A 14,891-nucleotide genomic window follows, 5' to 3' on the forward strand; every position below is an offset into this window, starting at 1 on the left:
AATTCACCACCTCACAAGCCTGTTACAAGGGAGGTCGAATTTCTGGATAAATTATAATAAATTCAGCTACCTATAGGATTTTGCGAGGCCTACGAAAACACCGCCCGCAATGCCCTGTGCGAAAACCCGCACGCGCGCATGGGCCGTTGTGCGGAAAACCGCACAGGTTCAACTGCGGTAGTCTTCGGCCCGAATCCCGTAGCGGGTCAGCTTGTCATAAAACGTCTTGCGCGGCAGTTTCAGCGCCGATGCAGCGGCACTGGCCTGCCCGCCTGCCCGCTTGAGTGCTGCGCGCAGCAGCGACTGTTCCACCTGCGCCATTTGTTCGGCCAGCCCCAGATCCGCATCCGGGGCCACATCATCCGCGACCCCCATCACGAACCGCATCGCGGCTGACATCAACGCGCGCGCATTCCCCGGCCAATCACGCGCCATCAACCCGGCAATCACCTGAGGCGAGATCGGCGGCACAGCAAGGCCCGATTGTTCCGCCGCCTGATCAACATAGCGCCGAAACAGGATCGGAATATCCTCGGGCCGCTCAGCGAGCGACGGAATGCGCACCGGCATCACCTCAAGCCGGTAATAGAGATCAGCGTGAAAACGCCCCTCGCCCACCATCGCAGACAGATCATGGGTGCTGCCCGCGATCAGGCGCACCTCGGCGGTGTTTTCCAAAGCCTCGATCAGGGTCAGCTGGGTTTGCGCAGGCAGATGGGTGACCTCGTCCAGAAACAGACTGCCCCCACCCGCCGTGGCCAACGCGTCGCTAAGATCGGATGGCGACAACCCCTCGCCCGCGCGTTTCACAAACGGCGCTTTCGAGCGGGGCGAGGACAAATGGATCACCTCTGCCACCTTGGAAATCCCCGATCCGTAGGGGCCAGTAACCAGAACCTCCGCATCGGTGGTTGCGGCGCGGCGGACCTTGCTGCGCAACGCTTCGGACAGCGCAGAGCTGCCAAAAATCAACCGTGCCGCAGGATCACCGCTTTCGACCATCTGCAACAAGCGGCGGTTTTCCAGCACCAGCGCACGGGTCTTCAATGCCCGCTCAACCACCGCCAACAAAGCCGCAGGCGCACAGGGTTTCTCAAGAAAATCAAAGGCCCCTGCCTCCATCGCGCGGACGGCCATGGGGATGTCGCCCTCGCCCGTCAGCAGGATCACCGGCAAATCGGGGTCTTGGTCATGGGCATATTGCAGCAGGTGAAACCCGTCGCGCCCCGGCATGCGCATATCAGACAGGATAATGCCGTCAAAATCCGCTGTAATCTGATCCTTTGACGCCACAAACGACCCCGCCGCGATCACATCGACATCAGCCAGCTCCAGCGTTTGGGCCAAGGCCTCGCGCACATGGGCGTCATCATCTACCAGCAAAACGGTTCTGCTCATGCGGCGGCCTCGGTCATCTGTACGCGTTCCAGCCGGACAGAGAACATCGCCCCGCCGCCGTCAAGGTTTTTGCCACGGATTTGCCCGCCCAAGCTTTGCACGATGCCATAGCTGATCGACAGGCCCAGCCCCATGCCGCTGCTGTCGCTGCCGCCCACGGATTTGGTGGTATAGAACGGATCAAAGACTTTGTCGGGCATCTCGATCCCCGGCCCGGTGTCCATAAACTGCACCAACACCGCATCGGACCAATCTATCTGGATCGTCAGCTTGCGCGTCTGCGCGTCGGCCATTGCATCTGCGGCGTTGGTGATCAGGTTCACGAACACCTGGCTTAACCGCACCTCGCCGCCGCGCACCCACACGGGCGCATCCGGTGGAGTATATTCCAGCGTCACGCCGGCCTTGGCCAGATAGCTTTGCGTCAGCTCGATCGCGCTTGAGACGACGCGCGTCACGTCAACTTGGGTCTGCGGCACGCTTTCCTGCCGCGCAAAGGCCCGCAGGTTTTGAATGATCCGCGCCATGCGGTCGGCCATCTGCGAAATCCTCGACAGGTTTTCGGTCACCCGTTCGGGCTTGTCGCGGGCCATGAATTGCCCTGCGTTTTCGGCAAAGGACCGGATGGCCATCAGCGGTTGGTTCAGCTCGTGACTGATGCCCGCCGACATCTGCCCCAACGCCGACAGTTTGCCCGCCTGCACCAGATCGGCCTGCGCGCGGCGCAAGGCGGCTTGGGCCTCTTCCCGCTCGGCGGCCTCGCGGCGTAACTCGGTGTTGCTGGCGTTCAGCGCGGCAGTGCGCTTGGCGACGCGGCGTTCCAATCGGGCATTGGCCTGTGACAAGGCGCGGCGGCGTTCGGTTGCCAGAAACAGCAACGCGCCAAAGGCCAGACACAAGGCCGCCACCGCCGCCGCTTGCGACAGCGCCAAGCGGCGTGCGGGTGCCACGTCGAGCAGCACCTCGCCAATGAAGCCCACAATGGGCAGCGGCGTGGTCAGATGCAGCGCCTCATCCGGCAGATACGGGCCCCAGCCCATCTTCCAAATCTCGTGCCCGTTGACCCATCCAGCCTCGAACGCCAAGGCCGCACCGTCGGGCGGGATCAGGCCAGAGGTGCCTTCGGGCCGCTGCCAGAACAGCATTTCCGACCGGTTGGAAATTTGCACCACCCCAGCGTCATCGGTGAAGAACGCCGCCGGATTGCTGCCGCGCCAGCCGTAATCAATGCCGTTCAGATCGGTCGTGACCACCACGGCCCCCTTGACCAACCCCGCGCCGTCGAACACCGGTGCGGCGTGAAAGTAAGCCCGATCCGTCAGCGGCAGGCTTGGCCCGTGGCCCCAGCCAAGCGCGCCCCGCAAGGCACGGCGCACGAACGGCAAGTCGATCAACACCTCACCCGGCGCGCTTTGCGGCGATGCCAGAACACGGCCCGCAGAATCCACCACGCGCACGTCCAAGGCCGCCGATTTATCCGCCACATCTTGCAAGAAATCCCGCGCGGTGCCCGGTGCCCTGCCCTGCAACACATCACTGATCTGCGGATGATCGGACAGAAACACCGCCAAATCACGATAGCGTTGCACCTGCGCCACCAAACGGTCGCTGGCCACGGATAAATCCGCCTTGCCGCGCGCGCTAAGCTGGTCCAGCCCTTGCCAATAGGCATAGCGCCAGACCCCTGCTGACAGGGCGGCGACAACCATCAAAAATATCAACCACGTCGCGATGCGACGACCAAGTGCAGCATTCATTTTCACAATTTGGCACAGACCGGCTTGCAAAGACCAGAGGGCGCGGTATTCCTGCGGCCTATGAAAACCTTTCTCCAATCCCCGCAAGACCCTGATTTCGTGCAAAACCCCTATGCGGCCTACGCCCGCGCGCGCGCCGATGCCCCAGTGCAGTATTGGGACGATTACGGAATGTTGGCCGCCTTTGATGCCGCCACCGTGCAGGCGTTGCTGCGCGACAGGCGTTTGGGCCGCGAAATTCCCGTTGATCAGCAACAGCCTGTTCCGGCGCATCTCGCGGATTTCCATGCGGTCGATCAACATTCGATGCTCGAGCTTGAGCCACCCACGCACACGCGCCTGCGCGGCCTTGTGTTGCGGGCGTTCACCTCGCGCCGGATTGCCGGCCTCGCGCCTGAGATCGAGGCGATTTCCGCTGAACTGCTGGCCGCATTGCCCCAAGGCCCGTTTGATCTGATACCGGCCTTTTGCACGCAATTGCCCGTGCGCATTATCGCGCGACTGCTGGGCGTGCCTGAGGAAATGTGGCCCGATCTTTTGCGCTGGTCCAATGCCATGGTCGCGATCTATCAAACCGGCAGTACCCGCGCAGTTGAGGATGCAGCCAACGCCGCCGCCGCTGATTTCACCGCGTTTTTGCGCGGCTATGTTGATCAGCGCCGCACGGACCCGCGCGATGATCTGATCACCCAGCTGATTGCAGCCGAACAAGACGGCGAACGCCTAAGCACTGATGCGCTGATCGGCACCTGTATTTTGCTGCTGAACGCCGGGCACGAGGCAACGGTGCATGCGCTTGGCAACGGTGTGGCCTGCGCGTTGACGAATGGTACCCCCTTGGCCGCGTTTCAGCCCGACACCATCGCCGCCACGACCGAGGAAATCCTGCGCTACGATCCGCCCCTGCATGTGTTCGAACGCTTTGCCTATGAGGATATCGATCTGGACGGCATCACGCTGGCCAAGGGCAAGAAAATCGCGCTGGTGCTGGGGGCTGCGGGGCGTGACCCTGCCGTCTATCCCGATCCGGATCGCTTTGACCCGACGCGGCCCGTGAAACCCCATGCGGCCTTTGGCGGTGGGTTGCATTTCTGCGTTGGTGCCCCGCTGGCCCGGCTTGAGATGCAGATCGGCCTGCGCGCGCTCTTTGACCACGCGCCTGGGCTGCGGCTGGCCGAACCGCCACGCTATGCAAACACCTATCATTTCCACAAACTTGAACGCCTGATGGTCGCGGTTTAGCTGCGGCTTAAAGCGGTAGCATCGTCGTCGATTTAATCTGCTCCATCGACAAAAGTGCTGTGACATTATGCACCCGCACCTCCGAGATCAGCGCCTGATAGAACGCGTCATAAGCGCGCGCGTTTTTGACTCGAACCTTAAGGATATAGTCGATATCGCCCGCCAAACGGTGCGCTTCCTGCACCTCGGGACGGTCTTGCAGCGCCTTAAGGAAAGCCGCCTGCCAGTCGGCCTCGTGCTCTGACGTGCGGATCAGCACAAAGAAGCACGCCTCAAACCCCAACGCCTCGGCATCCAGCACAACGGTGTGCTGCCCGATCACGCCCGCCTCGCGCAATTTGCGAATCCGGTTCCACACAGGTGTCTTCGAAGACCCGACTTCGCGGGCAATATCGTCCAAAGATTGGCTCGCATCCCGCTGAAGCTGCGACAAAATCTTCCGATCTACCTCGTCTATACGAACGTCCATTCTGCGTATCCTTTGGTTTGCGGTCTTCTGTTCCAACTACCCGGCGAATTAGAACACATGTTCTTATATGTCCAGACATCTAGCGCAGTATCGGAATTATTTCCTATATATACCCCAAGGCAAGCGCAAGGACAGCAACATGGATCATTTTCCGATTTTCCTTTCTACCAAAGGGCAACGCATTGTGTTGTCGGGCGGCGGCGATGCCGCATTGGCCAAGCTGCGCCTGTTGATGAAATCCCAAGCCAAGATCAGCGTTTACGCGCCCGACCCTGCCCCCGAGCTGGTGCAATGGGCCGATGCGGGTCGTCTGACCCTGCATACCCGCGCGCTGCAACTTGGTGATGTTCTATGCGCGAAACTGTTCTATGCGGCTGACGAAGACGCCGTTGAGGACGCCCGTACCGCCGCCATCGCGCGGGCCGAGGGCGCGTTGGTCAATATCGTCGACAACCTGCACGACAGCGCCTTTATCACGCCCGCCATTGTTGACCGCGATCCGGTGACCATCGCCATCGGCACCGAAGGGGCGGCCCCCGTGCTGGCCCGCGCGATCAAGGCCGATCTTGAGGAACGCTTGCCCACTACGCTGGGCACCCTCGCACGCATTGGCAAAGGGTTTCGCAAGATGGCAGATGCACTGCCTTTTGGCCGCCCCCGCCGCGATTTCTGGCGCGACTATTACTTCAACGCAGGTCCCCGCGCTGTGGCTAACGGCGAAGCGGCAGTCGGCGAAACGCTTGATACCCTGCTGGCCGATCACCTGACCCGTGCCGCCCGGCCCGGTCATGTCGCCTTTGTCGGCGGTGGCCCCGGCGATCCTGAATTGTTGACCCTCAAGGCCCGCCGCGCCTTGGACGAGGCGGACGTGGTGATTTACGACCGCCTGATCAGCCCCGAGATCCTCGAACTTGCCCGCCGCGAGGCGCTGATGATCGATGTTGGCAAGGAAGGCTTCGGCCCCTCCACCGCACAAGAGACGATCAACGATCTGCTGGTCGAACATGCCCAAAGCGGTGCCCAAGTCGTGCGCCTAAAATCCGGAGACGCGACGGTGTTTGGCCGGCTGGACGAAGAAATCGACGCGGTCGATGCCCATAACATCGGCTGGCATATCGTGCCGGGCATCACCTCTGCCTCTGCCGCCGTCGCGACAATCGGGCAAAGCCTGACCAAACGCGGGCGCAATGCCTCTGTCCGGTTCCTGACCGGTCACGATATGAAGGGGTTTGCCGATCACGACTGGGCCAACCTTGCGCGCCCCGGCGAAGTTGCCGCGATCTATATGGGCAAGAAATCCGCCCGTTTCATCCAAGGCCGCCTGATTATGCATGGTGCCGACCGCACCACCCCCGTGACCGTGATCGAAAACGCTTCGCGCCCCGATCAACGCATTCTGGAAACCACGCTGGACCGTCTGCCCGCCGATCTGGCAGGGGCCGAAATGAACGGCCCTGCGATGACATTCTATGGCCTGGCCCCGCGCGCGGCGGCACTGGCCTCAACAGAAATCCTGCAAGAGGAGATGGCATAATGGCCAAACCCTTCACCCCCAAAGTTGTCACCGCAAACGCCCTGCTTGAAGGCGACGTGATCTATCAGACCGCGACCGGCTGGACCCGTGATCTGGCCCAAGCCGAGGTGCTGACCGACGAGGCAGACGCCGATCTGCGCATGATTGATGCCAGCCAGCAGGTCGATCTGGTCGTTGGCGTCTATCTGGCCGATGTCGATCCCGATCCGGTGCCGCAGCCGGTCCATTTCCGCGAAGCGTTTCGCGCCAAAGGCCCATCAAACTATGCCCATGGCAAACAGGAGACCCTGTAATGTATAGCTATACCGAATTCGACGACGCCTTTCTGGCCGAGCGCAACGCGCAATTCCGCGCGCAGGTTGAACGCCGCATTGACGGCTCCCTGACCGAGGATGAATTCAAGCCGCTGCGCCTGATGAACGGTCTTTATCTGCAACTGCACGCCTATATGCTGCGCGTGGCAATTCCCTATGGCACGCTGAACAGCACGCAAATGCACAAGCTGGCCGATATCGCAGACAAGTGGGACAAGGGCTATGGCCACTTCACCACCCGCCAGAACATCCAATACAACTGGCCCCAGCTGCGTGATGTACCCGATATGTTGGATGCGCTGGCCGAAGTGAACATGCACGCGATCCAGACCTCTGGTAACACGATACGCAACGTGACCGCCGACCATTTCGCCGGTGCCGCCGCAGACGAGGTCGCAGACCCCCGCCCCGTGGCCGAGCTGATCCGCCAATGGTCCACCGATCATCCCGAATTCCAGTTCCTGCCGCGCAAGTTCAAGGTCGCCGTTTCCGGTGCCCCGCAAGACCGCGCCGTGATCAAGGCCCATGATATCGGGTTGCAAATCGTTGAACGCGATGGCGAACTTGGCTTTCAGGTGATTGTCGGCGGTGGCCTTGGTCGCACACCGATGATCGGCAAGGTTCTCTATGATTTCGTGGCCAGCGACGATCTGCTGCCAACGCTCGAGGCCATCGTGTCGGTCTATAACCTGCTGGGCCGCCGCGATAATAAATACAAGGCGCGCATCAAGATCACCGTCCACGAGAACGGCATCGATGATATCCGTGCCCGTGTGGATGCACGCTATGCCCTGATACGCCCGCAGTTCACCGGCGTAGACCAACAGATGCTGTCCCGGATCGAGGCGGATTTCGCCAAGCCGACATTCAAAACCGCGCCGCTGGACGCCTATACCGCAGCCTACGACAGCGATCCCGTCTTCCGCAGCTGGGCCGATACGAACCTCGCCGATCACCGCGCGCCGGGCTATGCGATCGTGTCCATCAGCCTCAAGGCCCATGGCGCGACGCCAGGCGATGCGACAGCGCATCAGATGCATGTGATGGCAGATCTTGCCGCGCAATACGGTCATGATGAACTCCGCATCAGCCACGAGCAAAACGTGATCCTGCCCCATGTGCACCGCGCCGATCTGCCTGCCCTGCACACAGCACTAAAAAGCGCGGGCCTCGCCACCGCAAACATCGGGTTGATCTCCGATATCATCGCCTGCCCCGGCATGGATTACTGCGCGCTGGCCACGGCCCGCTCGATCCCAATCGCGCAGGAAATCGCGACCCGCTTTGACGAGCTCAAGCTGGAACACGAAGTTGGCCCGCTCAAGATCAAAATCTCGGGCTGCATCAACGCTTGTGGTCACCACCACGTGGGCCATATCGGTATCCTTGGCCTTGATCGCGCTGGCGTCGAAAACTACCAGATCACCCTTGGCGGTGATGGCACGCAGGACGCGGCCATTGGCGAACGGGCTGGGCCCGGTTTCTCGGCCGATGAAATCATCCCCGCCATTGAACGTCTGGTGCGCGGCTATCTTGATTTGCGCAGCGAACCAACTGAGACCTTCCTGCAAACCTACCGCCGCCTTGGGTTGGCCCCGTTCAAGGCCGCCCTCTATCCAGAAGCCCGTGCCAATGCCGCGTGACACAATCGTTCCATATGGACAAAAAATCCTCCCCGAAGGGCCGGATCGCATAGCGCAGCTGACCGCTCAGACGGATGCGCTGAACGATCAGTTGCGCCATCACAGCGCGACGGACGTGCTGCGCGCGGCGATCAAGCACGTGCCGAACCTCGCGCTGGTGTCCAGCTTTGGCGCGGAATCGGTGGCCTTGCTGCATCTCGCGGCGATGGTGAAACGTGATCTGCCGGTGATCTTTATTGACACGGAAATGCTGTTCGCGGAAACGCTGGTCTATCAGCACGAGCTGGCAGAGCGCTTGGGCCTGCGCAACATCCAGACCATTCGGGCCGCTGACATCGCGGACAAAGACCCCGACGGCACCTTGCACCTGCGCGATACCGATGCCTGCTGTGCCCTGCGCAAAACCCTGCCTTTGCAAACCGCCCTGCAAGGGTTCGATGGCTGGGTCACGGGGCGCAAACGCTTTCAATCGGGCACCCGCGCGTCCCTCCCGTTTTTTGAGGTCGAGACCCCACCAGATGCGCCTGCGCGGATCAAGGTGAACCCGCTGGCCCATTGGCAGGCCTCGGACGTGTCTGATTATATTGATGAAAACCGCCTACCCCGGCATCCGCTGGTGGCCCAGGGGTACCCCAGCATCGGTTGCGCGCCCTGCACATCCCCGGTCAAACCGGGCGAAGACCCCCGCGCAGGGCGCTGGCGGAACAGTGAAAAAGAAGAATGCGGCATCCATTTTGTCGACGGTAAAATGGTGCGGATAGGAGCAGACACATGACACAATTGGTAACCGATCAGGGTTTTGTTGCAGATGACTGGGCAGCCGGGTTCACAGCCCTGGGATGCGCGAATGATGCGGCATCCCTTGATGTACCCTCGGACGCGCAGCCGGAGGATATCCAGCTCAGCTCAACCTTGCAGATGATCCGCATCGATTTCCCCAGCTCGGCCGACGGGCGCGGGTTCACCATCGCGCGTAATCTGCGCCTTCGTGGCTATACGGGACGGCTGCGGGCCCATGGTCATGTTCTGGCAGATCAATACGCCATGGCCCGCCGTTCCGGCTTTGACGAGGTCGAGATCCCCGATGATCTGGCCGCGCGACAACCGCAGGATCAATGGCTGGCCCGTGCCAACTGGCAGGACCATGACTATCAGTCGCGGCTGCGTGGCTAAGACCGGCCTTTTCCCTCCCCCCCACTTGCCCCTATACAAAGGACGGCGGGCCAATTGCCTGTCGATGAAATAATGACCGAGCAGACAATCGTGCCCCAAACCGACGCCAAACCCGTACCGACATTGCCCGACGCGCAAACCGTCACATCTGTAAAACACTGGACGGACCGGCTGTTTTCCTTCCGCGTCTCGCGCCCTGCATCGCTGCGGTTCCGGTCGGGTGAATTTGTAATGATCGGGTTGATGGGTGACCCTGACCCCAAGACAGGCAAGCAAAAGCCGCTGCTGCGCGCCTATTCCATTGCGTCGCCGTCATGGGACGAAGAGTTGGAATTCTATTCGATCAAAGTGCAAGACGGCCCTTTGACCTCGAAATTGCAGCATATCCAGCCCGGTGATCAGATCATCCTGCGCCCCAAGCCCGTTGGCACGCTTGTGCATGACGCGCTTTTGCCCGGCCAACGGTTGTGGCTGTTTGCCACCGGCACCGGTTTCGCGCCTTTCGCTTCGCTGCTGCGCGAGCCTGAAACCTATGAAAACTTTGATCAGGTCATCGTCACCCACACCGTGCGCGACGTGGCCGAGCTGGATTACAGCCGCAGCTTGATCGAAGACATCCAGAACGACGAAATGATGCACGAGCTGATCGGCAAGGAAAACCTGGCCAAGATCGTTTATTATCCAACCACCACCCGTGAACAAAGCCCCAAGATGGGCCGCATCACCACACTGCTGCAGGATGGCACTGTCTTTGCCGATCTGGGCATTAATGGGATCAACGCAGAAACCGACCGTGGCATGGTCTGCGGTAGCCTCGCCTTTAACAAGGACATCAAAGAAGTACTTGAAGGTTTCGGTCTGGAAGAAGGGGCAAATTCGGACCCCAAGCATTACGTGGTCGAAAAGGCGTTCGTCGGCTAAACGCCCCTACCCCGTAGACATGAAAAAACCGCGCCCTCTTGCGAAGGCGCGGTTTTCTTATTTTAGAATGATCGGATCAGATCACATATCCAAAGCTTTGCGGATACGACCAAGGATCGATTCCAACGCTTCGGGGTTGTCTTGTGCTGCGGTCAGGCCACGCTTGAACATGGTCTTTTGCAGCTCTGGCAAGGAAGACTGATCAACAAGCGCTTGAACCTCGTCCAGATCGAACCCTGCGACTGTTGCCGCGTCTGCCGCGACGGTGGCATCTGCTGCGGGTGTCTCAACCGTTGCTTCGGCAGCAGCGTCTGCTGTGGCTTCGGCTGCCGTGTCTGCTGCGGCGTCAACCGATGCAGTTGCGTCTGTAGCAGCGGTTTCAGCTGCTTCTACCGCATCAGATGCGGCCTCGGCTGCTTCGGATGCTGTTTCAGAAACGGCTGCTGCTGCGTTTTCAGCGGCCTCGGCGGCTGCGTCTGTCGCCTCGGATGCTGTCTCGGACACGGCTGCTGCGGCGTCAGACGCGGCTTCTGCTGCGGCTTCTGTAGCAGCGGTTGCGGCCTCAGTTGCGGCGGTGGCTGCCTCGGATGCGGCTTCTGCTGCTGCTTCTGCGGCTGCATCAGCGGCCTCGGCGGTTGCTTCAACTGCGTCGGCAACGGCACCTTCGGTTGCATCCACGGCATCGCCAACGGCGGCTGTGGCGCTTTCCAATGCTTCGGGTGCATTGACGGCATCGGCTGCCTCTGTCGCGATCTCTTGAACCGAGCGACCGGAATACAGCATGTATCCCCCAATTGCGATCACCGCTGCGACAACGATCCAGACTAGATTTTTCATGATATATGTGTCCCTTTAGACCAACTAGCTTCGTTCTTGCGCACGCGAAATACGTGCTTATCGGCTCAAATGAGGGTTAGAGTACGCAGTTGCAACCCGATTTGCCCATTTTGCTCAAGTATAGCCCATTTTGCGTCTTGAAGAAGGGCGGTGGCACGTTTACCTTCTGACTTCGAGAATTCGGAACAATCAAAGGACGTTCATCATCGCTCGCAGACCCCATAACGCGCCGCCACAAAGAGATACCGGCCCGCGCATTAACGAAAATATCCGCTCTAACGAAATTCGCCTTATTGGTGCCGACGGTGAAAACGTCGGGGTCGTGACACCGGGCCGCGCCATGGAAATGGCCGAAGAAGCAGGACTGGACTTGGTCGAGATTTCTCCCAATGCCAACCCGCCCGTGTGCAAGATCATGGATTTCGGTAAATTCAAATACGAGACGCAAAAGCGCGAAGCCGAAGCGCGCAAAAAGCAAAAGATCATCGAGATCAAAGAGGTCAAGTTCAGACCGAACACCGATACCAACGACTACGAAGTCAAAATGCGTAACGTGTTCAAGTTTCTGGACAATGGCGACAAGGTAAAGATCACACTGCGGTTCCGCGGTCGTGAAATGGCGCACCAAAATCTGGGCCGCGAGCTGCTGGAACGTGTTGCAGAAGACACCAAAGAAGTTGGCCGCGTCGAGAACTTTCCAAAGATGGAAGGCCGCCAGATGGTCATGCTGATCGGCCCGATGCCGAACAAGTAAGCCGTTTTAACGGCAGTTAAATACAAACGCCCCCGCGATATCCTCGCGGGGGCGTTTTTCGTTTTAGGGACCGGTGCTTTGGGCGCCGACGTTACTGACGCAGCAAGCTCGTAATGTTGCGCACCACGGCACGGCGGTTCGCGGGTTCAGCATCCAACGTGCGGATTTTCAGCGTGCTTTCCCCATAGCCTTGGGTGATCAGGTTGGCGGGTGGCACGTCAAAATACTCGGTCAACGCCAGCGCCACAGTTTCAGCCCGACGGTCAGACAGCGCAAGGTTATAGCCCGCATCGCCAACCGCATCGGTGTGCCCTTCGACCAAAATCACCGTGCGCGGATCGTTGCGAATGGCGTTGCTGATTGCTGTCCCGATTTTGGCCAGTGATTTCGCCTGCTCGGGCCGGATCGCAGCGGACCCGGTCGCGAAACGCACGGCATCCAGCTCGATCTCAGGGGCTAATGCACGGACCTGACTGATATCGCGCACCTGACGCAGTGAATAGCGCTGTGCCTGATCGCCACGCAGCTGGGTTTCCAAGGCAAGGCGCAACGCCTCTTCGTTCTGCTCGCTGGCCAACGTGTTGCGCTGTTCAATCTGCGGCAGTTCGTTCACAATAACGCGGCGTTCTTCGCGCGTATCGTCGAACAGCACATATTCATTGCCCTGCGCGTCGATGTTGATCCGGCGCAAAACCGTGCCATCGCGGCCCAGAATTGTCACAACCCGACTGCCATCGGGTTTGGTCACAGTTGTACGCGCGGACCCGTCGTTGAACGTTTCGCGGCGCACTTCGTCACCGGCCTGACGGACCAGCGCATCGTCATCCTTCAACACGCGCAAATCGCCATATTGGTCTTCGACAACCAGCCGATCACCCGAGTTGCTGACAACCTTTGACCCGTTTTTCAAAACCGCACCCACTGCAACAGCCCCTAGGCCCAACAGCAGCGCTTTTTCGAACTTGCTCATGCCGTCGTCTTCTTGCGGGGCCGATTGGACAGCGGCATTCGCGGATGCGTCACCAGACGCCTCGCCCGTCACTTGGGTGTCAAACTCTTCATCTGAACTGCGGGTTTGCTCGGCGGTGACCTCCTCGGTCTCGACCTGCGCTTCTACTTCACCACTATCCGCAGCGGCAGCGGCCTCAGCGGCGGCAGAGGCTTCGGCAGCGCGTTGTTCCCGACGCGTTTCCTCGGCAGCCTGTTGCTCGGCCAGTTCGGCTGCGATCTGATCTTCCGTTTGAGGTTCCTCAGCCGGTGCAGCTTCGGCTTGGGGCTCGGAGGCAGCTTCAGCTTGCGGCTCCGCTGTCACCTCAGCCTGTGCAGCGGGGGCAGTCTCTGCCTCGGCGCTCGGTACCGGCTCAGCTGCTGGAACGGATTCTTGTACCGCCTCTCGCGCTGCCGCCTGATCCGCAGCCTCTTGATCCGCCACAGCCTTCGCTTCTGCATCTGCCGCAATTTGCGCGGCAATGGCGTCTTCCTGCGCCGCAGCAGCATCCGCCGCCGCTTGCGCTTCAGCTTGGGCCGCGGCTTCAGCCTCTGCCGCTACAATTTCAGCCTCAGCAGCTGCTGCATCCGCCGTGGCTTGGGCCTCATCGGTAGCTGCCGTTTCTGCTTCTGCTTCAACATTGGCGTCAGCCTCGGTCTCAACAGCACCGGTCGCGTCCAAGATGCCAGTGACAGCACCCTGAAGCTGCTCGGTCAGTTGTTCTGCATTCTGCACCTCGGTGCCATCTGCCAAAACGCATGGAAATACGGCCTCGGAACCTTCCGGGGCACAGCCAACCGTTGCAGATTGCGCGAACCCGCCCGAGGGTAACGCCAACGCCAAACACATCGTCAAAGAAGTCGTCGATTTTAGAACTCTAAACATTTCATGTCCTTATGAAATTAAATCCAAACGCCGTTCGGGCAGCGCTTGGTGTTCAACACATGGCGGCATGTTAGGTTCCAGAACCCCTGCACCGGACAGCGGAAAGCCGCCTTTGATCGCTCAAAGACGGCTTTGCCAGATAGAGTGCCTGTTGGTTTAGCTCAGCGCGGCAACCGCCCGCTTGGTCATCACGCCCACCAAATGCGCGCGGTAATCGCCAGATCCATGCAGATCGCTGATCATGCCGCTGCCATCCACGGTCAGCCCGTCAACCGCGCTTGCGGCAAAATTCGACGACAGCGCGGCCTCGGCCTCACCCCAGCGGAACACGCCGTTTTCCGAGGCACCCGTGACGGCGACGCGCACGCCATCGCTGAACTTGGCGACATATACCGCGACCAATGGAAAGCGTGATGCAGGCTGGATAAATTTCTCGTAATGTGCCTTTTCAGGGATCGGGAACTTCACCTCGGTGATGATCTCGCCCTCTTCCAATGACGTCGCAAACATCCCCTCAAAGAAATCATCCGCTGCGATTTCACGCGCGTTCGTCACGACCGTCGCACCGCTGGCCAAGACCGCCGCCGGATAGCAGGCAGAGGGGTCATTATTCGCAACCGATCCACCGATTGTGCCCCGGTTGCGCACCGCAGGATCACCAATACGCGCGGCCAAGCCAGCAAGCGCCGGATAATCCGCAGCCGCCTCTTTCGCGACAACCGCGTGCAACGTGCCACCCCCGATACAAAGACGCCCCTGATCATCGGTGCAAATGCCCTGCATTTCGGCGATACCACGAAGCGATACCAAGACCGACGGCATCGCCAGCCGTGCCTTAAGCGTCGGGATCAAGGTCTGGCCGCCGCTCATTGGTTGCGCCTCTTCACGCCCCAGGGCCGCAACCGCATCCGCGATGCTGGTCGGCTTTTCTACGTCAAAATTATACATCTTCCGTCCTTCCAAAAACTTGGCGGGT

Annotated in this window: 14 protein-coding genes; 8 read left to right on the forward strand and 6 right to left on the reverse strand. The window is 60.2% G+C overall.

What is annotated here, in order from left to right; all coding sequences use genetic code 11:
- Positions 1-168 precede the first annotated feature (168 nt).
- Together AADJ11_RS10930 and AADJ11_RS10935 are read right to left on the reverse strand one after the other, a co-directional pair.
- Positions 169-1,398, reverse strand: a complete 1,230-nt coding sequence (locus AADJ11_RS10930; protein WP_341234558.1) for a sigma-54 dependent transcriptional regulator — start codon at positions 1,396-1,398, stop codon at positions 169-171.
- Positions 1,395-3,155: an ATP-binding protein gene (locus AADJ11_RS10935; protein ID WP_341234559.1), complete on the reverse strand. Its 1,761-nt coding sequence runs from the start codon at positions 3,153-3,155 to the stop codon at positions 1,395-1,397. Before AADJ11_RS10935 ends, AADJ11_RS10930 begins: the two co-directional genes overlap by 4 nt.
- 60 nt (positions 3,156-3,215) lie before the next feature.
- Between AADJ11_RS10935 and AADJ11_RS10940 the strand changes: the two genes are divergently transcribed.
- Positions 3,216-4,397 (forward strand): cytochrome P450, encoded by a 1,182-nt coding sequence (locus AADJ11_RS10940; RefSeq protein ID WP_341234560.1) that lies wholly within the window; start codon positions 3,216-3,218, stop codon positions 4,395-4,397.
- A 7-nt stretch (positions 4,398-4,404) separates the two neighbouring features.
- Here AADJ11_RS10940 and AADJ11_RS10945 read toward each other — a convergent pair whose 3' ends face one another.
- Complete coding sequence (locus AADJ11_RS10945) at positions 4,405-4,866, reverse strand: Lrp/AsnC family transcriptional regulator (RefSeq protein ID WP_341234561.1); 462 nt, start codon at positions 4,864-4,866, stop codon at positions 4,405-4,407.
- A gap of 139 nt (positions 4,867-5,005) precedes the next feature.
- Here AADJ11_RS10945 and cysG point away from each other — a divergent pair, with 139 nt between their 5' ends.
- From cysG to AADJ11_RS10975, 6 genes are all read left to right on the forward strand, one after another.
- Positions 5,006-6,400, forward strand: a complete 1,395-nt coding sequence (gene cysG, locus AADJ11_RS10950; protein WP_341234562.1) for a siroheme synthase CysG — start codon at positions 5,006-5,008, stop codon at positions 6,398-6,400.
- Positions 6,400-6,693 (forward strand): DUF2849 domain-containing protein, encoded by a 294-nt coding sequence (locus AADJ11_RS10955; protein ID WP_341234563.1) that lies wholly within the window; start codon positions 6,400-6,402, stop codon positions 6,691-6,693. The genes cysG and AADJ11_RS10955 overlap by 1 nt, the downstream gene beginning before the upstream one ends.
- Positions 6,693-8,357 (forward strand): nitrite/sulfite reductase, encoded by a 1,665-nt coding sequence (locus tag AADJ11_RS10960; protein WP_341234564.1) that lies wholly within the window; start codon positions 6,693-6,695, stop codon positions 8,355-8,357. The genes AADJ11_RS10955 and AADJ11_RS10960 overlap by 1 nt, the downstream gene beginning before the upstream one ends.
- Positions 8,347-9,132 (forward strand): phosphoadenylyl-sulfate reductase, encoded by a 786-nt coding sequence (locus tag AADJ11_RS10965; protein WP_341234565.1) that lies wholly within the window; start codon positions 8,347-8,349, stop codon positions 9,130-9,132. The genes AADJ11_RS10960 and AADJ11_RS10965 overlap by 11 nt, the downstream gene beginning before the upstream one ends.
- A complete protein-coding gene (locus AADJ11_RS10970; RefSeq protein ID WP_093914817.1) occupies positions 9,129-9,530 on the forward strand; it encodes a DUF934 domain-containing protein in 402 nt (133 codons plus the stop codon). Before AADJ11_RS10965 ends, AADJ11_RS10970 begins: the two co-directional genes overlap by 4 nt.
- Positions 9,531-9,602: 72 nt before the next feature.
- Entirely contained in the window at positions 9,603-10,451 is an 849-nt protein-coding gene (locus tag AADJ11_RS10975; protein WP_341234566.1) for a ferredoxin--NADP reductase, read from the forward strand.
- Between the two features lie 81 nt (positions 10,452-10,532).
- On the opposite strand, the gene AADJ11_RS10980 is transcribed toward AADJ11_RS10975, so the two are convergent.
- Entirely contained in the window at positions 10,533-11,288 is a 756-nt protein-coding gene (locus AADJ11_RS10980; RefSeq protein ID WP_341234567.1) for a hypothetical protein, read from the reverse strand.
- Positions 11,289-11,580: 292 nt separating this feature from the next.
- Between AADJ11_RS10980 and infC the strand changes: the two genes are divergently transcribed.
- Positions 11,581-12,042, forward strand: a complete 462-nt coding sequence (gene infC / locus AADJ11_RS10985) for a translation initiation factor IF-3 (RefSeq protein ID WP_341235009.1) — start codon at positions 11,581-11,583, stop codon at positions 12,040-12,042.
- 91 nt (positions 12,043-12,133) lie between these two features.
- Here the strand turns inward: infC and AADJ11_RS10990 are convergent, their stop codons facing one another.
- A complete protein-coding gene (locus tag AADJ11_RS10990; RefSeq protein WP_341234568.1) occupies positions 12,134-13,915 on the reverse strand; it encodes an OmpA family protein in 1,782 nt (593 codons plus the stop codon).
- Positions 13,916-14,071: 156 nt separating this feature from the next.
- The gene (locus AADJ11_RS10995; protein WP_341234569.1) at positions 14,072-14,863 is read right to left on the reverse strand and encodes a xanthine dehydrogenase family protein subunit M; all 792 of its coding nucleotides are present in this window, start codon (positions 14,861-14,863) and stop codon (positions 14,072-14,074) included.
- Between the last annotated feature and the right edge of the window lie 28 nt (positions 14,864-14,891).

This window comes from uncultured Sulfitobacter sp., from assembly GCF_964021855.1.
Lineage (GTDB): Bacteria > Pseudomonadota > Alphaproteobacteria > Rhodobacterales > Rhodobacteraceae > Sulfitobacter.